The organism is Falsiruegeria litorea R37 (assembly GCF_900172225.1).
GTDB classification, from domain to species: domain Bacteria; phylum Pseudomonadota; class Alphaproteobacteria; order Rhodobacterales; family Rhodobacteraceae; genus Falsiruegeria; species Falsiruegeria litorea.
Window position 1 is genome coordinate 2,150,835 of sequence record NZ_FWFO01000001.1, and the last position, 21,987, is coordinate 2,172,821.

Here is a 21,987-nt window from a genome sequence, read left to right on the forward strand (position 1 = left end):
GGTCATTTCATGTTTCTTCCTTTTGTATCTTTGGGTTGGAGGACGCTTTTCAGCGCATTCTCATCTCGAGGAATGTGCTGAAAGGCCGGCTTCCAATCCGTCTTGCTGGTAAAATCAATGACGCTTGCACCCCCAACTGACCTACGGTCCAAGCTTGCCCAATGCGATGTCCTGCTTGAGGTTCAGCCAGTCCTTGGCGGCTGCGTCGCTTTCGCAAGAGATCCGATAGGACTCCCCGGCTTTCAGTGTTTGGTGACCAAGATGGGTCTGGATGATATCCGGTGCCCTCTTTGGATCAGCCAAGCGGAGGTATTCTGCAGCGAGAGTGCGGAGATCATGAGAGGGCACTCCTATGGCCTCTTTGATCCTTTGGCTCGGAAGTTTTCGATCCGGGTTAAGATCCCCGAGTGTAAGCCAGTTCTTTCCCAGCAATTCATGATACCTCAGGTTCACAAACCGATCCGGGCCGCCTGCGAGGATAAGCAGGTCGAGAATTTCAGAAACCTCGTCCCAAAGCCGTCCAGCACCGGTTTCGGCAGCGTTCTTTTCCTGGAACCACTCCAACTCCCAAGTGCCGTCCGTATGACGAATGAGTTCCTTCCCGAGGCGCCAACCGGAAACGTCGCCGGTCCTGGCCGGTTTGTTCATATGAAGCGCAAGTAATGCTATCTGCTGGCGGACAACATGCGCTTGCGCGGCATGCCCTGGCATCCCGGCTAACCTGTCTCTGAGATCGCCGGTGATGCCGGCAATGAACTCGTATCCCCCCTTGCCCATAAGGGATTCAATTCGGGCAACCTTTTCCTTTTCTTCCATTTCGGCGAGTTCGAGGTGATATTTGACCAGCATGCGGATGCCATTCAGATCTGCATTCGGGGCATCACCGTGCTTTCCCAGCGAGACCAGGCCGCCAAGATAGCCCGCGATTGTCCGATGTTTGATGCCGATTTCGCGGAAGCGCTCAGCAAGGCAGTAGGCGGTGTAAAAAGTCAGGGTTCCGTCTGCGTCGGTATCTGCCAGGATTGCCGCACAACGGTCGATCGAGGCAATATGGCGCTTCAGGGAGCTCGGCTTCAGGCTGGATGACGTCCTGAAACCCAAAAACATGAGCTGCCACTCCAGGGGCCAGGTGGATGGTGCGGCCGATGCAGGCTTTGATGGTGTTGCCGTCGTTGTCCGCCCTGAGGCGGCCTTTTTGCCAGGTCGTTGCGCATAATAGGCGCGCCGCAAGTCCCTGCCAGCTGCCGTCGACACCATCGGTGCGTATGTGGCGAGCGCTCGCAACAGGGTTGCCAAAGTGGATTCCGATTTGGCGGCAGCTGTGAAGACCTGTGCTGATGGGTTGTCGAAGGGATCGCCGAAATCCTTTAGGGCTTGGAAGAACCGTCCAACCACCGCAGCTACACCCGGCGTCAGATGCACTTCAGGATCGAGCATTGCCCGGCGCACAGCTGCCGGGGCAGCTAAAAGGTGTTCCTTTGCCGTCAATCTTGCCATGCTCATTTCCCTCCTTTCATTTTTCGGAACATTTCAGGGTGACGTTTCTTGAGCGCCGCCCGCACCTCACGAGCCGCAGCTTCACCGCTATCGCGGCCATAGTGTTTTCGGACGGTATCTTCGTGGTCGCCGAGAACGGACGCAACCTTTGCGAAATTCCCGGGTTCGAGCGCCAGGATGAGGGTCGCAACAGAATGCCTTGCCTCATGAGGTGTCAGATCAATGCCGATAATCCGGGCGCCTTCATCCCAGATTTCAGCCATCGTACTTGGGGCGACGCAGCCACGCGGCAGGTTGACTTCGCGTTTTTGAAGCCGCGGTGTTGCGGCTCCGGGAATGATGTAGGCTGTGTCTTCAAGCTTTTTCAGCTCGAGATACCTCGCGCGATGTTCCGTCAGCCATTTCCATAGAATGCGGGCTTCATCACCCTCGAGATGAACAGTGATGACTTTGGCATTTTTCACCTCCTTTTCTTTGAAGGTCAGTCGCGCATGTTTGCCTTTTGCAAGCCAGTCAAGGTTTCCAGGAATGTTTCCAGCAATCCGATGCCTTAGACGGATGATGTTTGACGTGCGTACGGGCCGGGAAACCTGAACGGCAAAGGCGACAGCCGTTGCGTAAAGACGCAATCCTTGAGCTTCGTGATCCTTGTTGTTCTCTTCCCGCGCTTTGCGAATTTTCTGTTCCGCCGCATAGGATATTGTATTGGGCGCGTTTACAAAGTTGGCCGCCAGATGAGGTGAGGACTGGATGAGGCGACATACAGCATCGGCGCTGTCCGAGGTGATCTTGCCCGGTTTGATAACATTGTCGGCATTGAAGCGCCCGGCAAGATCAATCAGGGCAACCAGGTCGCCGCGTTTCATTCCGTGTCGGGCAAGGGTACGGAGATCGGTCAGACGCTTCCCAAGCGATTGCGATTGCGCCGGGTCCTTCAATTCATCCGATGACTTTGAGCGGTCAATTTGCTGCTGGCATGCTGCTTCGATGATTTCCCGGTCATACAGGTCTTCGAGATCGAGAAAGCTTGATGTGTCATGACCAATGTCTTCGGCGGCGCGCAGAAGCCAGGTGATGGCGGTGCGATAGCCGGATTTCGCAGCATCTGGATTTCCGGGTGCCTTTCGGGACGTCGAGGCCGTTTCATTCAACTCCGCCATGACGGTTTCAGGATCTTCGCCATTCTTGATCCGAGTGCGTGCGAGCTCGACCAGTTCCCTGGGGCCGGCAACGGCTGCGTTCATAATGCGCTCACTGGAGGCCCTGAGATCTTCTGGCAGACTGTCCCAGGCAATACTGCGGGCACGGTCTGAACCCTTGGGCATGTCGAAGAATTTGGAAGGCAGAAGACCTGTGATTTCCGGATCGGCCGGAAAGTCTTCGATCAGCCGGTTCAGAAACGAAATGGCTTTTCGGATGGACTTGCGCTTCTCACTGGTCGCCTCGGCCATGATGAGGTCGATTTCCGATTGCGTGATGTCTCGTGGTGAAACCCGAGCACGCGCCCTCAGGGAGGTCAGGCACCGCGATTTCCCGGTTGCGAATGTCGCTCCGCGCTCCAGGAACCCTTCCCGATCGGACACAAAGGAGATCAGCCTGTCCCAGTCATCGCGGCCGTAGACCGCTGGCGATTCTGACTGTGCTTCGTGAAAGCGTTTCAGAAGATTGCGCACACGCGAGTTGCCCCGGCGACGTGCTGCTTCCAGGTCCTTTGCTCTGGAGACAGCACCGTATGGGGCCGGTGCAATGTTCTTCTCGAAGTAGACTTGATCGGCTGACAGAGACACCAGGTCATGATCCGTCAGGCCCAGACGGGCTGGGATCTTGTTGAGCTCATAGATGGCATCATCGGGTTCGCCGTTCTTTTCTGCCCAAGCCCGGACCTGGAGGAGATTTTGCTCAATGCTGTTGAAGTTGGCTTGGTGTTGGAAGGTCATCTTATTCTCCTGTTGCAGCGCCTCGGCCTGTATCCGCAGCTCTCAAGAAAGCGAGCTGCGGATACAGGCAGAAGCGCCGCCTGCAACCGCTTCGCCCATCTCAAAATAGAAGGCGAGACACTGTTGGAGGATGACGGGGATGAGGAGGAAAATCGCACGATATGTCGGGAAAATCCCTCGATTTGCAAAACCGCCCTCAAACACAACGCCGATTCCTGTTTGCGGACCTTTGTGCAAATGTCGGGAGGTATCCTGTTCTGTCGGAAGAACTGCCATCGGATCTGTGCAAGACATTTCCAGGTCACACCTCAACGCGTTCGAGATTTTCAATCTCGAGGCCCCGCACATGTTTCAGCCATTCCTTTGCATCGGAAGGGTTGATCCGCACGCTGCCGAAGGCATTCCGTGTCGGCAGCCCGTCTTGGATCCAGCGTTCGACCGTGCGAATGTCATACCCTGTGGAACCGGCAAGATGCTTCTTGGACAGCAGAGGTTCCTTGTAACGCTCACAATGATTACGCTTGGGCATTGGGCCTTGCTCACAGGCCCAGACGCTTTGCCAAGTCACACGGTAGTCCCGGCGATCGCGTGTCGCCATGAGCTCTCCAGCTCGGATCTTTCTTCGAACGGTTTCGCCAGTCAGGTCAAAATGATGGGCAACTTCGGCAGTGTTAAGCATGGGTTTCTCCTTCTTTCATCGGGAAGGAGATGCGGTCGATTTCCGAAACTCTGAAAATGTGAGGACAAATTTGTTTCTTGCCGTCAGACTGAGGGTGTTTGGGATGATCTCAGTGAACCTGTTTCGCCGACACGACCAGGTTTTCCAGATCGGAAGTCACGGTATTGCGCTGCCATGTTCGGACAACATGCCTGAGAGAAACCTGACCCTTCAATCTGAATAGGAAAACTCCCCGGCAGGCGGCTCTGCGGTCGTCATCGGCCCGTCAATCAGCACGCGTCAGACGTACCCAGAGAGGTGGGATATGTGGGGTCATCGACTCAAAACAGAAATCGGCCTCATCAGAGGCCTTTCTATTCTTTCTGGAGTTTCTCTTCTTTCGGAAGGGCAGTTTGCCTCATGATTTCAACACCTTGAAAAGGGTGGAATGCAACTTTTGCAGGCGAATATGCAGGTTTTGCAGCCAAAGATGCAGAAATTTCAGCTTAGTGTGCAGATTTTACAGAAACCGGTGCAGATTTTGCAGGGCCCACTATTTGACACGGTTGTCAGGGCTTTTCCGTGGATGAAAGACTGCGCGCGCGGGTCGTGACCCTCACCGAGCTATGCGAAACCAAGATTTTTTCGACTTCCAGACCGGGTTTGTTTCCCAAAATTTGAAGTGACCCAAGATCCTCATCACGAAGTGTCAGCACGTGCCTCAGCCTGCCCGTGCATAGCCGCCCTTCGGGAGTTCTGAAGCAAACCGTCAAACCAATACTACTGTTTGCTGCGCAGCGTGCTAACCGCAGCAACGATACTGAAGAGAACCGAACGAGAACGCCGAAGTCTTCAGACGAAGCAACCGATAAATTTGGGAGATCCAGCAGACACCGTATCCAAATTGTCGTTTCCCTGCCACGTGGTGGCTCATAGCAGTTGTGTGAGAGCCTCGCTTGTCGCATACATATAGCCAAACACCACGTACTGCGCGTTATCTTGAGTGTGAGGTCCGTGGGGCATACCTTCTAACGTACAGCACGGCGAGCAGAATGAATAAAGCCACTGAACCATTTCGTTTTATTGATCTATTTGCCGGAATCGGCGGCCTCCGGATCGGTTTTGAAGCAATCGGTGGAGTATGTGTATTCACCTCCGAGTGGAACAAATACTCTCAAGAAACCTATAGGGCGAATTTCCCAGACGATGACCACAAAATCGAAGGTGACATCACAGCGATCAATGAAAAGGACGTCCCGGCACACGACTTGTTGCTCGCGGGTTTCCCATGCCAGCCCTTTTCAATCGCTGGGGTATCCAAGAAAAATGCCTTGGGAAGAGCTCATGGTTTTGCCGACGAGACTCAAGGCACGCTATTCTTCGATGTCGTACGGATCCTAAGGCACCATAAACCGAAGGCATTCTTGCTGGAGAACGTGAAGAACCTTCTGAGCCATGACAAGGGGAATACGATGCGTGTCATTTTGCATGCATTGGACGAACTCGATTACGATGTCGACTATCGCGTCATAGATGCCCAAAGTTGGGTCCCCCAGCATCGGCAACGGATTTTCATATCTGGTTTCCGTAGAGATTTTCCGACCAACTTTACCATGGAAGATGTGGAGATTCCTGAAGGGCGCAAACCCATTCTTAAAGATATCCTTCATCCTGAAGATGGATCTGAAATTGCTGAATTTCCGTTTACAGTGGGCTCGCTTGCTGAAGTGTCGGAAAAGTATACCCTGACCCCCAAACTCTGGGATTATCTTCAGAGGTACGCTGCAAAACACAAAGCTGCGGGCAATGGATTTGGTTTCGGCTTGCGAGGGCCTGGCGATGTCGCCAGAACGCTGTCCGCAAGGTATTACAAGGACGGTTCAGAAATCCTTATTGAGCAGGATGGAGACATTCCGAGGCGCCTGACCCCACGGGAATGCTCACGTCTAATGGGGTTTGACCGACCAGGTAACAATCGCCCCTGGATCATTCCTGTTTCGGATACCCAAGCTTACCGCCAATTTGGGAACGCAGTGGCCGCACCGGTCGCCATTGCGATCGCAAATGCCATGGAACCGTGGCTTACCAACACGGTGGCTATCAGGTCAAGAAAGGTTAATCGTGCCTAAGACACGGCACCCGATGAGCCGATCACAGATGATGTCGCGGATCGGGTCCAAGGACACAAAGCCTGAACTTGTCGTCAGGCGCACACTACACGCCTATGGATTTCGTTTTCGACTTCACAGAAAGGAACTTCCGGGAAAACCAGATCTTGTGTTGAGCAAATACCGGTCAGCAATTTTTATCCATGGGTGTTTTTGGCATGCGCATGAAGGCTGCCGATATTTCAGACTGCCAAAGACACGGCGTGAATTCTGGCAAGAGAAACTTCTCTCCAACAGAAAGCGCGATCAGGCAGCGGTTCAAAGTCTTATCGATGGCGGCTGGCGCGTTCTAATTGTTTGGGAATGTGCAACTCGGGAAATTCAGATTGAGAAACTTGTCACCTGTATCACCGATTGGTTGCAGTCCCATGAAAAATTTGCAGAAATATCTTCTGACACACGGCGAAAAAGTCATTCAATAGCAAACCAGAAAGCGAAAACGAGCGTTTGAAATGAGCAACGAACTGATTAACGAACCAGACGCCCCAAGGCTGATCAACGGTCTACGGGATACAGGCTATGACTTTCGGACAGCTTCTGCCGACATCATAGACAACTCGGTGGCTGCTGGCGCTCAGGAGATCAATGTTCGCATCGATTTGATGCAAGACGGACGAAAATTTGTCTATTTCGGCGATGATGGTTCCGGTATGAATGCCGACGGTGTGTTCAAGGCGATGCGCTACGGGGCTCCCGAGCGTGAAAACCCTGAAAGCCTTGGCAAGTTTGGCCTCGGGTTGAAAACCGCCTCGAGTTCCGTGTGCCGCCAATTCACGCTGATCTCAAGAAACTCACCCGATGAAGCCCTGAGCAAGCTTTCCTGGGACCTTGATCACGTCGAAGCATCGGGGCTCTGGGAAATGAGCAGGGAACCGGTGACGGTTGATGAGGAAGAAGCCTTCGAGGAACTGTGTGGGGAAGGAAGTGGAACGCTCGTCGTATGGTCGAAATGCGACAGGATCCTCTCAAAGAACTATGACGAACCCGGTGGTGCGAAGGAAAAGGCTGCGATTGGCCGTCTCTCTGCTGGATTGCAGAAACACGTAAGTGAGATCTATCACCGTTTTCTGGATCAAGCCGATACCCGAGAGCGGAATATCACGATTTCTGTTGATGGCGTCAAAGTCGGGCCATGGGATCCATTTTTCCGAGAACGCTCGGAACAGGTCCTTGCTGAGAAACAACAGGCAATGGAGGTGCAGGTCGAAGACGGGAGTACACACAATGCTTCGGTCGCGGCATGGATCCTTCCTCACAGTGACGACCTGGACGACGACGAAAAGAGCCAAGCTCGCATTACCAACAGGGGCCAGGGATTCTACATCTACAGGGAAGGTCGGTTGATAAGTAGCGGTGGATGGCTCAGTGTTTTCGGCGGTCTCGACCCACATATGTCATTGCTACGAATTGAATTTGATTTTGGGCACGAACTGGATGAGGCATTTCATATCGACGTGAAGAAATCCCGTGTTCTCTTTGATCCGGCCCTGTCCGAATATCTTGAAAAGCTTCTCGGACCAGCGCGCAGGGAAGCAAACCTGCGATACCGAAAGAAAGCCCAGAAAGCCGCAGCGAAGGCCAAGGTTGATCATACTTCTTCGAACCGCACTGTGGAGGGCACCAAAAACACGCGGCAAGCAACAGTTGAGGGTGCGGATCCCGACACGCAAAGTGCAGTGATCTCGAACAATCGCGGGCCGAAGATCAAAATTCGCCAGAAGATCGAAAACAACGTCGAACCTGGTAGTCTCTATATTGAAGCCGTTGACACGATCACGTCAGGAGACCTGTGGGAACCCAGCTATAGGAGTGCGGGAGTTGAGGGACATGTCGGTGCAGTATTGTTGAACAAGCATCACGACTATTACCAAAAAATCTACCTTCGCGCGGCAAGCAGCGGCTATTCCGTACAGGGAATGGATCTTCTGCTCTGGGCCTTCACTGCAGCCGAGCAGAACAACACCAACGAGGAACTGGATCCGATTTTTTCAGATATCCGCGAAGAGATTTCCTCAAACCTTAGAAAGCTGTTGCGCGACGTGACCACACCGACCAGCGACGACCTTGAGGACGAGTAGAGCTTTCGAATGCTGAAAGATCACGCAGACCTGATTGCATCTGAGTTGAGCGAAGGTACGGGTGCGTCTGTCGCTTTGAGCATTGTAGCCTCTGGAATTCGGTCAGGTTTGGATATTTGGTTCCAGGATTTGGAGAAACGACAGGGACCGATTGTCGAACTCCGACCGCATGGTCTGAAAGCTCACCGGGTGCAACTTCGGTTCGGGAATTTCTCAAGGCAGATTTTGAAACAGATCTCCGAAGCCCCTGCGGAAGACATCCAACTGGCACGATCCCTCGTAACCAGCATCAGGGTCGAGGCCAACGTGGAAATTCCTGGTCAAAGCCTTGAATGCTGGACGGTTGATGATGGTAGATTTACGATAGCAGCTACCCTCAAACACGAAACCACGGCAGATGGCGGTGATGCGATCGTCGCTACTTGCCGGGAAGTCATTGTGCCCCTCATGGCTGCAATGGCGGAACTGATTGGTTACGACGAAATAGTCCCTGAGGACACGTCAGGAGAATTGGAGGGAGCCCTTTCCCTCGCGCTTGTTCGGAAGCGAGAGAGAAATCCGAGAAACAGGCTCCTTTGCCTCAGAGTGCATGGCTACAAGTGCTTTTGCTGCGGGATCAAACCGCAGTTGAAATATGGACCTGCGGGCAAGGTTCTTGAGGTACACCACCTGCAACCAGTGTCTCAATTGCATGAGGAGAAGCACTACGATCCAAAGACAGATCTTGTTCCTCTTTGCCCGAATTGCCACCGAGCAGTCCACACACGGCGGCCCACGCCGTATTCGATCGAAGAACTGATGAGTATGATGGATACGAATGTCCACTGATGTGAATTCACTTCCCGAAAAATTTGCTGACCTTCCGGATGCTCTCCCAGAGGGCATTCGTGTGAGTGGTCGTGTCCTTGATCCAGTGGTCATCATCGACAAGGAAGATGGGAAACTCGTCGCAAAAATGGCCGGGCGCCGAACAGTAAAAGGTAAAGAAAAACTGATACTTGCCTTCGGCAATGAATTCGACTGGGTTCTTGATGACAAGACCATTCGCCCGTTACCTCATGATGCTGAGGAGTTGCTGAAAGCTTCCATGGACGTGGATCATGACGGAAGTGTTGGATACGGACAGCTCCGACAGCACATCGCCTCATCGGATGGTTCCTTGAGCATCCAACTCACTGATGCAGCGGGGCAATCGGGGTCGGTATCCGCTTCCCGATATCCAGACGAGCTGAAAATGCCCGGTCTAAACGCTGATTTGTACCCCTACCAAGCCAAAGGCGTAGCCTGGATGTGGGAAACCGTCCAAGCGCACGGAGGATTGATCCTCGCAGACGAAATGGGCCTTGGGAAAACCCTGCAGATAATTGCGCTGCTCGTGAAGGATCCCCCACCAGAGCAATCACCCGCATTGATCATATGCCCAACCAGCCTCATTGCAAACTGGGTCCGTGAAATCGAAAGGTTTGCACCCTCCCTGTCGGTCCTGGTTCACCGTGGCGCCTACAGAACCGGTGTGTTCACCGGTCTGCAGAGTGCTCAGGTAGTCATCACCACGTATGACACTATGGTGAACGACATCTCGATTTTTTCCGCATTTGAATGGTCTTGGGTAATTTGTGACGAGGCTCAGGCCATTAAGAACCCGGCCTCTGGGCGGAGGAATTGCGTTGCGACCATTCCACGCGTCCGAACTGTTCCCATGACCGGGACACCTGTTGAAAATAGCCTTGTGGACCTATGGTCACTGGCCGACTTCGCCATTCCCGGACTTCTCGGCACATTGTCTGATTTTGAGGCCAATTTCCCTGATGGGATCGAGACGGCGGCAGAAGTCGCAAAAATCGTCGAACCTGTCATGCTGAAGCGCCGTGTCGCAGACGTAGCCGACGATCTTCCTGAGCGTATAGATATCGAGATGCCTCTGGAAATGGAAAGTGCTCTCGTTGAGCATTACAACGCGGTTCGGGAAGCCACTCTGGAGAAATATCCAGTCGCCGGGGCGCTCGTCGCCACCCTGCAGCTGCAGTTGGTGTGTGCTCACCCTTGGCTGCGTGTATCCGGCATCGATGTCACCGACACCGAAAATGCCGACATCGTTGAAGTTGTAGATCTTCCGCTGATTAACACCAAGATGGAGCAAACTGTCCGATTGATCCGAGAGGCTTTCACGACAGGCCGGAAAGTCTTGGTCTTCGCCCTGTTCAATCGTCTCGGGGATTTGCTGCAGCAAGCGGCTCCCGACCTTTCTGGCGCCTATTGGGGCGCAATCAACGGAGGAACACCGCAAGCAGACCGACAAGGCATAATCGATGAATTCTCTGCCGAGGACGGCCCGGCCATCTTGGTATTGAACCCGAAGGCTGCCGGAGCAGGCTTGAATATCACTGCAGCGACCGTCGTCATCCACATGACACCAGTCTGGAATCCTGCATTGGAAGCTCAGGCAAGCGCAAGGGCACACCGAAGGGGGCAGACACTACCGGTCACGATCTACCACCTTTATTACGAGGATACTGTCGAAAGGATTATGCTTGATCGTTCGGCTTGGAAAAACAAAATGGGCAACGAGATAGCCCCGGTGTCTACAAGAGATGATGAAGATTTGAGGAATGCCCTGAACATCAGGCCACAATTGCCATGACGAAAAAGACATACAGAAAAACACTGAGCGCCAATGATGCCGGCGAGACGAAGAGCCACCAAGCCGGAATGCTCATTCCCAAGGCAGACGTTGAGTTTAGGTCTTTCCTCGGAGACTTGGATCCAACCATCAAGAACCCACGGAGAACCATTCACTGCCTTGATGAACATGGTGAGGAGATCGAGTTGCAGTTCATTTACTATAACAACAAACTCCACGACGAAACCGGAACCCGAAATGAGTTCAGGCTTACCTGCCTGACTGGGTATCTAAGACAGTCCGGGGCAAAATCCGGTGACGAATTGGAGCTTTCCAAGGACGAAGGCCAAGAATTTTTCAAATTACGGCTGATCGCCAATTCCCACTCTGACGAAGACACAGGTGAAACATCCAATCGGATTGTACTGAGAGGATGGAGAAGGATTCATTGAACTTATTTCAGGACGTGGACCAAGGTTTACGCAAAGACGAACCTCACAAACCGGCCATTTCACCTAAAATGAGCCACCGACACCTTCATTTGTCACCTGGAACCAGCACTCTTCTCGAAAACCAGGGTTACATTTTCATCGAAGACCTCGAGAGCGCACTTTCCTCCGTCTCTCTGAAACAGGAGGCAAAAGAAGACCTCCTTGCCAACTTGCTTAGACTTGTATCCTGCATCCAGGGAGCCAATGTTGACTGGATTGAATACTACGAGGGGTGTGAGGATGGCTTAGATGAGCTCTTCTTTGTTTGCCCTGAATTCGACGGAATCGACTCTGAAAACCCACTGTTTGCTGTAAACAGAAAGTCATTCGGCAACGCTGGTGCCATGTTTGAACGGGAGGGGCTGAAGAGTTTTGGAGAGTTGCTGGATGCACTTCGTATCGGGATATCACCTCTCCCTTCCGGGTTGGGAGCAAAGAAGCTGGCCGCATTCTGGACCCAGCTTCTTTCGTTGGCAAAGGAAGCTCGCTCAGATAATTCCGTCCTGTCTCGGCTTGCTGCGTTGCATCCTCTGGTGTCCCCGCTTCCAAACCGCGATACCTCTCGGGAAGAGCCTGAAATCATTTCAGTTCTCAGTGAACAGACCCGGGAACTGACCATAGGATGCCTTCACCTTGGGCCAAAAACCAGGAAGCTCATCGAGAACGGCCTGGGTACCATCGGAGACCTTGCCTCAGCCCCGCAATCAGCACTTCTGGACATCCCCGGAATGGGAAAGGCAACCACCAAGCGGATTGATGGGGCGTTGACTGCAATTGCAGAATCCCAAAACCCGGACGGGTCGATCGCCTGGGAAGTTTACTGCGAGGGAATGAACATCGGGCTGTTCCCTGAAGAACCTCAGGAGGGCAGCTTTTCCCAAATACTTGCCCGCCTTCCTGCGGTCCTGAAAGACGCTTTTGAAACCTGTGAAAGCGAAGAGGACGGTATCATTCTCGCAAGCAGGATCATGGCCCCGCCCAAGGAAAGGCTGAGCCTCGAAGCGGTCAGCGATCTTTTCACCGAAAAGGTGACAAGGGAAAGGGTGAGACAAAAGGAGGCAAAAATCCTTACGCGCCTGGCCAACGCTCTGATCCATGATGACTATGCAAATGCGCCCTACCGCTTCCGTCCGGAATTTTCGGAACCGTGGAAAGCTGCCGCTGAATACTTTTCAAAATCTGATGACGACATTTCCTTCGTTGATTTTGTCAACGGTCTTGAAAAGGCGTGGTCCGTGCCGAGACGGGAGTTTGCAGACGCCCTGCCTCTTGTAACTGCGATAATTACCGGGGAGCTTGCGGCCGGGAAGGAGTTTCAGTCATCGGTACTGTTTGACACTACCCCGTTCAAGAAGGGAGATCACCCGATCGTTGACCTCCCCTTGAAGCTACTTCAAGTTCACAAATCGGCAGCAGTTCTTCAAGAACAGGGTTTTGCGACGGTTGGTGAATTTCTCACGGCGATAAAGAGTGGAGCCCTATCTGCTTCAGACACCTCCCACACCCGCCGGGTGTATGACAGCATTCGAATCCTGGCCAAGTGCACCTACCCTGATGGGCTGGTCGATTGGTGGAAATATACGGATTTGACGGAAGTGGCCTTTCTTCCGATATACGATGTCAATGATCCGCTGAGCTTCCTTGAAAGCATAATCCCGACAACTGTTTCCGTTTTGAACTCTCGGAAAATTTCGGCACATGCGGCCGATGTCTTCACCCGGCGCTCTTCCGTTGCACTGTTGGACAGGCCAACCACCGAGGCGCTTGCTTCAGACTTGGGCGGTTACGGCTCAACGATCAAACGCATCGAAACGGATTTGTTGGGCTTTCTGAGTGATGTGTACATTGGCCAGAACCTTGCAATATCCACGGTGCACCTCAGTACCGCCTTCCTGGAGCACTGGGCTTTTGTCGCTGAATGTTTCGAGAAGGCCGATGGTGACACAAGCCTGGCCGCCGACATGTTGGCTGCGGGATGGGACGTCGAAAAAGAACAAATCACACCATATCTGCCTGCCCTGGTTGCTATCGTCACCGGCTATCCAATGGGGAGGCTTCACCGGTACACAAAATTGCGGCCCGCCGACGCTCAAAAACCCAAGCACGACATTCAGGATGTCCCAACCATTCAGGAAGAAGAAGACGTCGAAGAGTTTGCTCCGCAACGGATCGTCCTTCGAGGCTTCCGAAGGGGCCACTGAAAACCAGTCGTATCTCCGGGTATCTCCGCAGAGCACTCATAATATTGCTTTCAACAGCAGAAGAAATCCTGGGGGGCGGAATTGGAGGATCTTTAGCCTGCCTCCGAAGCCTTCCGGGTTTGCAGGCAATTGCAGAATGTAATTCATGTTGTTTGAATGTCTTACGTCCAGCTCTCAGCATAGAGTTGTTCGATCTGTTCGACCTCGTCATCACTCAGGGCCTCGAATTCGCCACCCCGTGCTCTCTTTGAGAGCTTGCCGTCATTCTGTGCCAGGAACTTTCGAAGCAATTCAATTTCCTTGTTGGGCATATCGACAATGCGGGAAAGCCCCATGGCAAACCGGTCATATCCTTTGAGGAAACCAACCTCCCGTGGCAGGTCTTCATCAATCGTGGTCTGGACACAACGTGCCAGGAAGGTGGCCTGTTCCGTTGCGTCGAAATACCGGTAGTGATGCGCCGTCTCTCCGGCGATCTTAACATTTCCCTTCGGATCGGCCGCCCAATCAATAAATGGCAGAAGAGGACCAGAATAGGCCCTCAGAACCCGGTTGTACTCTTCAATGTTTCTCAGGATCACGGCGCTGATGGGGAATACAACTCCGGGAGGGTTGAACCCGGCGCGGGCCAGCACGTGATGGAACAGGTACCTGTGAAGCCTGCCATTTCCGTCGACATAGGGGTGAATGAAGACGAAACCAAATGCCAGCACTGCCGCCGTCAGGATCGGATGCTGATGCCGCGCCAATGAGATCTCATCGTAATCGATCAGACCTGCCATCAGGCTATCAAGGTCTTCCCATCGGGCGCTGATATGCGATGGGATCGGCTCCATCGTGTTGCGATCATGGGAGCCGATGAACCCTTCTTCCTTCCTGATGCCAAGCCTCACAAACCTGGCGTCTCCGATCACGATTTGCTGGAGTCGGTTGAGCTCATCGACAGAAAGCTCATGCTGCCCGGCTTCTCCGATGGCCTGTCCCCATCGAGCCCCCTGGGCAGGGGTAGGCTTTTCATTCTCAATGGCAAATGATGCCTTGCTGTCATCCAGGAGCATGAAGGCCGCGGCCCGGCGCATCAGGTCTTCTGGAACCCTGCCAGCCGCTGCACTGGCCTCATCCGTCAGGTTTCTGACTTCAAGCAGGTGAAACAGTTCCGGAGTCCGCCGGACAGTCGGGCAAAATGCGGGCGTACCGGGTAGGTTGTCATGGATTTTGTGGCGCGCAGAATTCTCTACGATGATGCCGGTATAGTGCAGTTCCTCATCGAGGATACTGACGTACTTTACCTTGCCGAGATCCGGCAGGTCCAGCCGCGCGCCAGTCATCCATTCGTAAATGAACCACAGGCGCCGGGAAAACGTGCCCGTCACACGGTGCTGTACCATCTCGGTGATCTCTTCGGCAGGGACAACCTGAAAAAGGCGATCAAGCACACTGAGATTGATGCCTTCATATCGGAAAGCGAGTCGAAGATGACCGATCAGATTATCTTTTGGCTGTTGGCGTGATCGCAGCATGATCCAGTCATCGGTGGAGACCGGACTGTGCCGGTCAGCAACGGCCATCAGACGCGGAGGCATGGGGACTTGAAGATTGTAGGTGTCGACGATCCAGGCATACCCGGCCGGGTTACCTGGTTCTGGCAGTCTTCGACCATGAAAGTGGGCTATCATCGCACAATGCCCTCACCTAACATCAACATGCATACAATATTATCACCGCCATCGTACAAAACAATCACCCTTTATACTTTTCTTTCACCATATAGGTATTTTTGCACATTGCCATCACCTTCAGATCAAGAGCTTGGATCTGTACATTTCTTTCACCCAGCACACAAACTCCTCACCAACCAGAGGACTTCGTACAAAAGACTCACCCCCTAACACCCTCAAACCAACATTTCGGCACCCCACCATCGCTTTTGCAGCTGGATCTGACCTACCCCGGGCCTTACCCAACTTCGTGGAGAGAAGCGCCCAACCTCAAAGCTGAACAAATTTTTGAAATATAGATCCAGAAAGCCGAGGCCATGTATTTCCGGTTTTTGGCATGGAGACCCAGTTTCATCTTACTCAAGAAATCAAGGAGAATGGGAAATGGGCTGCTACTGGGATCAGACTGGAACCTATCAGAGTGTGGTGGAAGAATTGGACAGTTTGGCCGATGATCCAATGAGAACACACCGTTCATTCAATAAACTTCGCCGTGCCAATTGTGTGTACTATGACTTGTACAACAATGGTCTTTGCAATCGGTTTTCTGAAGTGCGGACGGTTTTGGGAGTGACCCCTCTCCACTTCGGCGTGACATATTTAAGATTGTTGGTCCATCCTCGAGAGTTCGGAGAATTTTATCAAGCCGTTGAAAGAAGCATGGATCAGATTATTTTAGCTGCTGCTGATCAAGCTCAACTTCTCATCGATGAGCTTTCTGCACACAAAAACATGGAGAGAGTGTTGCGCTGGAAGAAAAGGTAACCCATCGGCACCAACGGTTTGGTCATTTTGGTAGGATACAGACTGGAAAATCTCCCTGGATCGTGGATTGGACAATTATCGACGCGTCTACAGCGGCGTTTTTGCCTGTTTCATGAAAATCCATTCTGCCGCTCATAGTCTTTCTTTTCTCCAAGCAGAAACGCACGAGATTTGCGCGCAGGCAATAAATACGGGGATTTCAGAGACACAGGTGACACAGTGATATGCGGTGAACGCGAACCTTATGCTCAAATCACCGGAGGATCTTTGCTTTGCTTCGGAGGTGGAAAGGGTGGAACGAGAAGCGACAATTCCGCTGATTGAGAATGCGACAGATTTCACCATGAACCAGTGTAAATCGATGTGCCGACGCCACCTCCATCTGCCTTAATCTCATTTTTTGACCAATCAGAAGGTAGGATCGTTGGATTCGCAAACAAATTTCTGAACCGATTATTTTCTTGAAGTATCAGTATTATACGAGAGTTCAACTTTCATTTCGTTCTCGCGTTCATTGTTAGATAGAGTCCAGCGCTGAACCGTGAGGATGCTTCCATCATCGCAAATCGCCTTTGTTGATGTCGACGTGGAACCTGGATGCAATAAGATCCAGAGGACGTCAAAAGCCGCGTCTCGCTTGCCATGCTCAAGGCCGTGCATCTTCAAAACTCTGTTAATCTCGGAAATCAGCGCTCTATCATCCATTACTCATCTCTCTCCAATAAACCCACGTTGACTATATCACCCGGACAATTCTGGGTAATGAGTTTTGCATCGGCGATGCAGCACGTTTCCTCGAAGTTTTGCACGCGGACATTCTTTCGTAGTGATCCCAAGAGCCGTTGGAAGAGGAGTATCCCGGCCGACGAGCTCTATGAGCCTGGCCTTGGAATACACGCAGCGCCAGCCGCACTGAGTGCAAGCGATGACGACTTTGTCACGCGGTTAACTGATTGTTCTCGGACTTTGAGCGTGGAACGAAGGGCCTGCCTTTCTGAACAACGGGCTTTCCGCCCTGTTCGGAAAACTTTTCCCCTATTTTCCACCAGCTCAATGGGTGGACCGAATACAACATGACTATGACACTTTTCTATGACACCCCTGCCCTCTTTCTGTGCCCAGATTGCCTAATCCGCCGTTAGAATGTCCTTATTTTATTGGTTTGAACCTTTCGGCTTTAGCCTCAGAAACGGTCTCGAAAACCGTTGTGGGTGCAAGCCCACCCAGGGTTCGAATCCCTGTCTCTCCGCCACTATCCCCTTGAAACTGCATCGTAGCATGAGTTTTTCGGGGCCTAGTGCGCAGTTTCCCAGATAATCCAGATCAACACACGATTTTTGCAGCCCGGCGTCGCCGCTTTGGCCATTGCGCTCGCATCAAACGTGAAACTGCAACGGTTTTTGGTGCCAAGGATGGACAGGGCGACCCGGATCGTAAAGAGTTGCAGCGATTGAATATCTTTAGATACCGGACAAACAAGCACCCAAACGGGGGGTCTCAATTGCTGGCTGTTCTGCAAACGACCTTGCGCGCAATGATGTTGCTGTGCCTGCCCTTGATCATCGCATGTACACCCGTCATGCGATCTGAAAAGACGCCTGGCAGCTTTGCCTGGTTCGACCTGATCACGGATGTCCCAGCGGTGTCGCAATCATTCTACTCAAGGCTGTTTGGGTGGCAATTCGCTCAAGGACGCACTGACAACATCCAGCTGATCACCAACGGCCGCATCTTGGTCGGTGGAATGGTCACGATTGAAGACACAAATGAGCAAACGCCCGAAACCCGCTGGCAACCGGTACTCAGCGTCACTGACACCGCTGCCGCCAGCACACGTGCCCAGACATCCGGTGGGCAGCAGATTGGTTCGATCTTTGCAGGCCCAAATGGCACACTGGCCGCGGTCCGTGACCCTGGCGGGGCGCCTGTGACGCTTTATGACGGCACCGAAGGGATTCCGCTTGGGAGCGAGCCCCCGCCCGGATCCTGGGTGTGGGTGGATCTTCTGACCCCCGACCCAGGGGCGGCAGAAACCTTTTACCGAAACGTATCCGGGTTCGAGACGCGCGTTGGAGATCGCTCTGACACGGGCAAGTTTCGGGTTTTCACCTCTGACGGAAAAGATCGAGGCGGCCTGATCCGGGTATCTCGCAAGCAAGCAAGCCACATGTGGCTTCCCTACGTGCTGGTTGAAAACCTTGGCGACACGATTGACATGGCCACCAAGCTTGGTGCGCGACTTGCCGTCCGCGGCGGGGACTTGGCCATTCTGATAGATCCCGCAGGCGCCGCTTTTGGTATCGCACAACGCCCTGCTGCACCTAAATGACACCTGATTTGAACACGACAGGACAACGCCGTGAGCAACAAGACTGAGACCGAAACCGACCGCATGAAGCGCCTGGAAGGGCGCTCGTTGATCGTCGGTATGTGGGGCAACCTGTTCATGGGGGCCGCTGGCGTGGCCGCCGCGATCCTGTCGAACTCGGACGCGATCCTGGTGGATGGTCTGTTCTCGCTCATCGGATTCACCGCCGCGATCCTGGGCCGTCGCGTCAGCCAGAACGCAGACGCCGGCCCCGATCGCATTCGCCCGGCAGGCTATGCCGCGGATGAGGCGATCTTTACCACCTTCCGGTCGCTTTCCTTGCTGGGATTGGTGCTCTTTGCCATCACCGGCGCGGTCATGAACATCGTCAGCTATGCCTCGGGCGGCGCACCCAAACCGCTCGTATTCGGGCCGCTGATCATCTATTTCGTGGTGATTGGGATCACCTGCTTTCTGCTGTGGGGGATGCATCGGTGGGCCTGGTCCCGGACTGGCAAGAAAAGTGACATTCTGCGGCTAGAGGCTACGGCAGCGGCCTTTGACGGTGTGATCACCGGAGCGGCTGGCATCGGCATGGTCGGTATCGTGCTGCTGCAGGACACGGCGCTGTCCTTCATTACGCCGATTGGCGATTCGATCATTGTTTTGATCCTGTGTTCGACGGTTGTCACCCGCTACTTCTGGGATTTCATGAAAGGATTGGGAGAGCTTGCAGGCGTGACCGCCGATCCCGAACATATCGCCACGGTCCGCCGCACCGTACGCCCTGCCTTGACCGAGGCCAAAGGGGTTCTGACCGATCTGTCGGTGATGAAGCTGGGACGCTCCTTTGTGGTCACGGTCTATTACAACCCCGGCAGACCTGTGACGGCGGCCGAGGTTGATGCCCTGACCCTGCGACTGGAACACGACCTGGCGCCGGTTTTGCCCGCGGATGTCTTTGTCCTGCCCAGCGAATACGGCCGCCGGTGGCCCGACGACCTGAACCCAAAGCTGAACCCCAAGGGGCCGCCCGCAGGGTGATTACGCTTTGACCCGGGCGTTCTCAGGATCGTACAGGCCCGGCTCGACCACTTTGGCGGGCACCTGCAGGCCGATCACATCAACGGTCAGATCATGATAACCTTGAGCGACTTCTGGCGCGACAAAGGCCATGGCGATGTTGTGCCCCACACGGTGGCCCCAGTCACCCGATGTCACGGTGCCCACAACCCTGTCATCCAGCATCACCGAAGCCCCCGCATGGGCCGGAGCCTCGGTACTGTCCAACAGCAATGTCACCCGTTGTCGCTTAGGGCCGTCGGCCTTCCGTTGGACCAAAGCCGCGCGCCCGACAAAATCGCCCTTGTCCAATTTGACGAACCGATCCAGGCCGGTCTCGAACGGGTCAAACTCAGTCTGCAACTCGGCCTTCCAGTGCAGGTATCCTTTTTCAAGCCGCATGCTTTCGACCGCGCGGCTGCCAAACAGGGTCAACCCATGCGCCCTGCCCGCCTCGCGCAGCGCCAGATACGCACCATACAGTTGGTTGTTGGGCACATGGATCTCATAGGCGAGTTCCCCTGAGAAACTGACTGCCATGATCACAGCAGGCGCAATGCCGATGAACGCCTCGCGCACAGATAGCCACGGGAAGACCAGCGCCGACCAATTCCCACGCGCTGCAGCCGACAACACGTCGCGCGCTTTTGGGCCTGCCAGAACCAGAATTGTGTGCTCATTTGTCAACGAGCGGATCTGGACGTCCTCATCCTTGCGAAGATGAGCCAGCAGCCAATCCCGGTCGTGCCACTCCGCCGCCGCCGCCGAGCCATACCAGACACGCCCGTCGGGCAGGTTGGCAATGGTAGCTTCGGCTTTGACCATTCCGTGCTGGTTGAGCAGATAGGTCAAGCCCACGCGCCCCTCTTTTCGCGGAACGCGGCCACAGATCATCCGATCAAGGAAACTGTGCACATCCCCACCAGTCAGTTCGATCCGGTTGAAGCCGTTGACCTCGGTCAGGCCCACGCCGGTCTGAACGGCCGCAACCTCTTTGGCGACAACATCGAATGTTTCGTTGAACCGGAAACTATGTGTCTCGATGAACTCTGGGGTGGGCTTGATGTAATCCACCCGCTCCCAGCCGTTGACAACGCCGAATTCCGCCCCCTCAGCCGCCAGGACAGGCGTCAGCGGTGTCGTCTTGATCGGGCGGCCAGCCGGTCGGTGTTCATGCGGAAAGTGAAAGCGGAATTCATTCTGATAATCTTCGATCGCCTTCAGCGCAGTGAACTCGACGTTGCCATGTCCGGTAAACCGACGCGGGTCGAGGCACCAGGTATCGTAACAGGCCTCGCCATGCACAATTTGCTGCGCCAGCAGCCAACCATGGCCGCCCCCCTCACCCAGTCCGGCACGCAAACCAATGATACAAAAAGCATTTCTCTTACCTGGGATCGGCCCCACCAGCGGCGCACCGTCGATGGTATAGGTGATCGGGCCGTTGACGACAGTGTGAATGCCGACCTCTGCCAGCGCGGGCATCCGCGCGATGGCCCCCTCGAGCACATCCGTCACCCGATCCAGATCATCAGGGCAGAGCGCGTTGACGAAATTCGGGTCGATCCCGTCCATGCCCCATGTTTTGCAATCCTGCTCATAGAACCCCACCAGCAGACCGTTCTTTTCCTGCCGCGAGTAATAGTCGCTGATCGGGCAACGGATCAGCGGCATGCGGTGTCCTGCGTCCTTGATCGCCGGGATCTCCTCGGTCAGGAAATACTGATGCTCCATCGACGCGACAGGGTGATGCACGCCCATCATGGCGCCCACTTCATTTACCCTGTAACCACAGGCATTTACGACAATCTCTGCATGTACGTCACCTTTGGGTGTCGACACGATCCAACTGTCATCCTTGAGTTGTTTGAGCGCGGTGACCGGCGTGTTCCGATGCACCTCGGCGCCCGCTTTACGCGCCCGACGTGCCAGTGCTTGGCACAGCTGCGCCGGGTCGATATCACCATCCAGCGGGTCCCATAGCCCCCCAACCAGATTGTCAGTCGCCAACAAGGGGTGACGTCGCGCGCATTCTTCGGCGTCGATCACTTCGAAATGAACATCCATGCCCCGCGCCATCGAGGCGAAGTGGCGATAACCATCCATCTGCGCATGCGTATTGGCCAAGCGAATGCCGCCATCGCCGTGATGATAGTTGATCGGATACTCAGGATCATCCGCCAACTCTTTGTAAAGGTTAATGGAATGAGTCTTCAGGCCCACCATGGTCTGGTTCATGCCAAAATTGGTGACCTGCGCGGCTGAATGCCAGGTCGTGCCGGACGTCAGCTCGTCGCGCTCGAGCAGCATGACATCTGTCCACCCTTCCTGGGTGAGATGATAGATCGTCGAGCACCCGGCGATCCCGCCGCCAATTACCACCACCCGTGCCGTTTTGCGCATGTTCTGCCTCCGTTAATCTGGACAGAGAAAACGCTTGGAAGGCGGGCGCGGTCAACGGCATCACCGCAGGCTTTGGGAACA

The 21,987-nt window shown here is 54.0% G+C and carries 16 protein-coding genes; 10 read left to right on the top strand and 6 right to left on the bottom strand.

Annotation, left to right across the window (positions count from 1 at the left end; genetic code table 11):
- Nucleotides 1–141: 141 nt before the first annotated feature.
- Genes TRL7639_RS10540 through TRL7639_RS10555 form a run of 4 tightly spaced genes read right to left on the bottom strand, consistent with a single transcriptional unit; the run spans nucleotide 142 to nucleotide 4,113 of the window.
- A complete protein-coding gene (locus TRL7639_RS10540; protein WP_085795631.1) occupies nucleotides 142–1,503 on the bottom strand; it encodes a hypothetical protein in 1,362 nt (453 codons plus the stop codon).
- Complete coding sequence (locus TRL7639_RS10545; RefSeq protein ID WP_085795632.1) at nucleotides 1,500–3,434, bottom strand: site-specific integrase; 1,935 nt, start codon at nucleotides 3,432–3,434, stop codon at nucleotides 1,500–1,502. The genes TRL7639_RS10540 and TRL7639_RS10545 overlap by 4 nt, the downstream gene beginning before the upstream one ends.
- A gap of 42 nt (nucleotides 3,435–3,476) precedes the next feature.
- Nucleotides 3,477–3,710, bottom strand: a complete 234-nt coding sequence (locus TRL7639_RS10550; RefSeq protein ID WP_133057638.1) for a hypothetical protein — start codon at nucleotides 3,708–3,710, stop codon at nucleotides 3,477–3,479.
- Nucleotides 3,711–3,735: 25 nt separating this feature from the next.
- Nucleotides 3,736–4,113: a helix-turn-helix domain-containing protein gene (locus TRL7639_RS10555; RefSeq protein ID WP_085795634.1), complete on the bottom strand. Its 378-nt coding sequence runs from the start codon at nucleotides 4,111–4,113 to the stop codon at nucleotides 3,736–3,738.
- Between the two features lie 1,031 nt (nucleotides 4,114–5,144).
- Here TRL7639_RS10555 and dcm point away from each other — a divergent pair.
- The 7 genes from dcm (at nucleotide 5,145) to TRL7639_RS10595 (ending at nucleotide 13,650) form a co-directional block, all read left to right on the top strand.
- Entirely contained in the window at nucleotides 5,145–6,221 is a 1,077-nt protein-coding gene (gene dcm, locus TRL7639_RS10565) for a DNA (cytosine-5-)-methyltransferase (protein WP_085795636.1), read from the top strand.
- A 13-nt stretch (nucleotides 6,222–6,234) separates the two neighbouring features.
- The gene (locus TRL7639_RS10570; RefSeq protein WP_085795637.1) at nucleotides 6,235–6,711 is read left to right on the top strand and encodes a very short patch repair endonuclease; all 477 of its coding nucleotides are present in this window, start codon (nucleotides 6,235–6,237) and stop codon (nucleotides 6,709–6,711) included.
- A 1-nt stretch (nucleotide 6,712) separates the two neighbouring features.
- Nucleotides 6,713–8,338: an ATP-binding protein gene (locus tag TRL7639_RS10575; protein WP_085795638.1), complete on the top strand. Its 1,626-nt coding sequence runs from the start codon at nucleotides 6,713–6,715 to the stop codon at nucleotides 8,336–8,338.
- 9 nt (nucleotides 8,339–8,347) lie between these two features.
- Nucleotides 8,348–9,166, top strand: coding sequence for an HNH endonuclease (locus TRL7639_RS10580; RefSeq protein ID WP_085795639.1), 819 nt, complete (start codon nucleotides 8,348–8,350; stop codon nucleotides 9,164–9,166).
- A complete protein-coding gene (locus TRL7639_RS10585; protein WP_085795640.1) occupies nucleotides 9,156–10,979 on the top strand; it encodes a DEAD/DEAH box helicase in 1,824 nt (607 codons plus the stop codon). The genes TRL7639_RS10580 and TRL7639_RS10585 overlap by 11 nt, the downstream gene beginning before the upstream one ends.
- Nucleotides 10,976–11,410 carry an EcoRII N-terminal effector-binding domain-containing protein gene (locus TRL7639_RS10590; RefSeq protein ID WP_085795641.1) on the top strand — a complete coding sequence of 145 codons (435 nt, stop codon included), beginning with the start codon at nucleotides 10,976–10,978 and terminating at the stop codon, nucleotides 11,408–11,410. The genes TRL7639_RS10585 and TRL7639_RS10590 overlap by 4 nt, the downstream gene beginning before the upstream one ends.
- 68 nt (nucleotides 11,411–11,478) lie before the next feature.
- Nucleotides 11,479–13,650 (top strand): helix-hairpin-helix domain-containing protein, encoded by a 2,172-nt coding sequence (locus tag TRL7639_RS10595; protein ID WP_165759792.1) that lies wholly within the window; start codon nucleotides 11,479–11,481, stop codon nucleotides 13,648–13,650.
- A 161-nt stretch (nucleotides 13,651–13,811) separates the two neighbouring features.
- On the opposite strand, the gene TRL7639_RS10600 is transcribed toward TRL7639_RS10595, so the two are convergent.
- Nucleotides 13,812–15,326 (bottom strand): Fic family protein, encoded by a 1,515-nt coding sequence (locus tag TRL7639_RS10600; RefSeq protein ID WP_085795643.1) that lies wholly within the window; start codon nucleotides 15,324–15,326, stop codon nucleotides 13,812–13,814.
- A 426-nt stretch (nucleotides 15,327–15,752) separates the two neighbouring features.
- Here TRL7639_RS10600 and TRL7639_RS10605 point away from each other — a divergent pair, with 426 nt between their 5' ends.
- The 3 genes from TRL7639_RS10605 (at nucleotide 15,753) to TRL7639_RS10625 (ending at nucleotide 19,485) form a co-directional block, all read left to right on the top strand.
- Nucleotides 15,753–16,133, top strand: a complete 381-nt coding sequence (locus TRL7639_RS10605) for a hypothetical protein (RefSeq protein ID WP_085795644.1) — start codon at nucleotides 15,753–15,755, stop codon at nucleotides 16,131–16,133.
- A gap of 1,579 nt (nucleotides 16,134–17,712) precedes the next feature.
- Nucleotides 17,713–18,462, top strand: a complete 750-nt coding sequence (locus tag TRL7639_RS10620; protein WP_165759793.1) for a VOC family protein — start codon at nucleotides 17,713–17,715, stop codon at nucleotides 18,460–18,462.
- Between the two features lie 30 nt (nucleotides 18,463–18,492).
- Nucleotides 18,493–19,485 carry a cation efflux transmembrane domain-containing protein gene (locus TRL7639_RS10625; protein WP_085795648.1) on the top strand — a complete coding sequence of 331 codons (993 nt, stop codon included), beginning with the start codon at nucleotides 18,493–18,495 and terminating at the stop codon, nucleotides 19,483–19,485.
- Here the strand turns inward: TRL7639_RS10625 and TRL7639_RS10630 are convergent, their stop codons facing one another.
- On the bottom strand, nucleotides 19,486–21,906 hold the full coding sequence (locus tag TRL7639_RS10630; RefSeq protein ID WP_085795649.1) for a GcvT family protein: 2,421 nt from the start codon (nucleotides 21,904–21,906) through the stop codon (nucleotides 19,486–19,488). It abuts the gene before it with no gap.
- Nucleotides 21,907–21,987 lie beyond the last annotated feature (81 nt).

What these genes read in the sequence shown, in the direction of transcription:
- TRL7639_RS10585 (WP_085795640.1), top strand. Translation starts at nt 9,156, where the DNA reads ATGTCCACTGATGTGAATTCACTTCCCGAAAAATTTGCTGACCTTCCG.
- TRL7639_RS10590 (WP_085795641.1), top strand. Translation starts at nt 10,976, where the DNA reads ATGACGAAAAAGACATACAGAAAAACACTGAGCGCCAATGATGCCGGC.
- TRL7639_RS10605 (WP_085795644.1), top strand. Translation starts at nt 15,753, where the DNA reads ATGGGCTGCTACTGGGATCAGACTGGAACCTATCAGAGTGTGGTGGAA.
- dcm (WP_085795636.1), top strand. Translation starts at nt 5,145, where the DNA reads ATGAATAAAGCCACTGAACCATTTCGTTTTATTGATCTATTTGCCGGA.
- TRL7639_RS10570 (WP_085795637.1), top strand. Translation starts at nt 6,235, where the DNA reads ATGAGCCGATCACAGATGATGTCGCGGATCGGGTCCAAGGACACAAAG.
- TRL7639_RS10555 (WP_085795634.1), bottom strand. Translation starts at nt 4,113, where the DNA reads ATGCTTAACACTGCCGAAGTTGCCCATCATTTTGACCTGACTGGCGAA.
- TRL7639_RS10600 (WP_085795643.1), bottom strand. Translation starts at nt 15,326, where the DNA reads ATGATAGCCCACTTTCATGGTCGAAGACTGCCAGAACCAGGTAACCCG.
- TRL7639_RS10620 (WP_165759793.1), top strand. Translation starts at nt 17,713, where the DNA reads ATGCGATCTGAAAAGACGCCTGGCAGCTTTGCCTGGTTCGACCTGATC.
- TRL7639_RS10630 (WP_085795649.1), bottom strand. Translation starts at nt 21,906, where the DNA reads ATGCGCAAAACGGCACGGGTGGTGGTAATTGGCGGCGGGATCGCCGGG.
- TRL7639_RS10575 (WP_085795638.1), top strand. Translation starts at nt 6,713, where the DNA reads ATGAGCAACGAACTGATTAACGAACCAGACGCCCCAAGGCTGATCAAC.
- TRL7639_RS10545 (WP_085795632.1), bottom strand. Translation starts at nt 3,434, where the DNA reads ATGACCTTCCAACACCAAGCCAACTTCAACAGCATTGAGCAAAATCTC.
- TRL7639_RS10580 (WP_085795639.1), top strand. Translation starts at nt 8,348, where the DNA reads ATGCTGAAAGATCACGCAGACCTGATTGCATCTGAGTTGAGCGAAGGT.
- TRL7639_RS10540 (WP_085795631.1), bottom strand. Translation starts at nt 1,503, where the DNA reads ATGAGCATGGCAAGATTGACGGCAAAGGAACACCTTTTAGCTGCCCCG.
- TRL7639_RS10550 (WP_133057638.1), bottom strand. Translation starts at nt 3,710, where the DNA reads ATGGCAGTTCTTCCGACAGAACAGGATACCTCCCGACATTTGCACAAA.
- TRL7639_RS10595 (WP_165759792.1), top strand. Translation starts at nt 11,479, where the DNA reads ATGAGCCACCGACACCTTCATTTGTCACCTGGAACCAGCACTCTTCTC.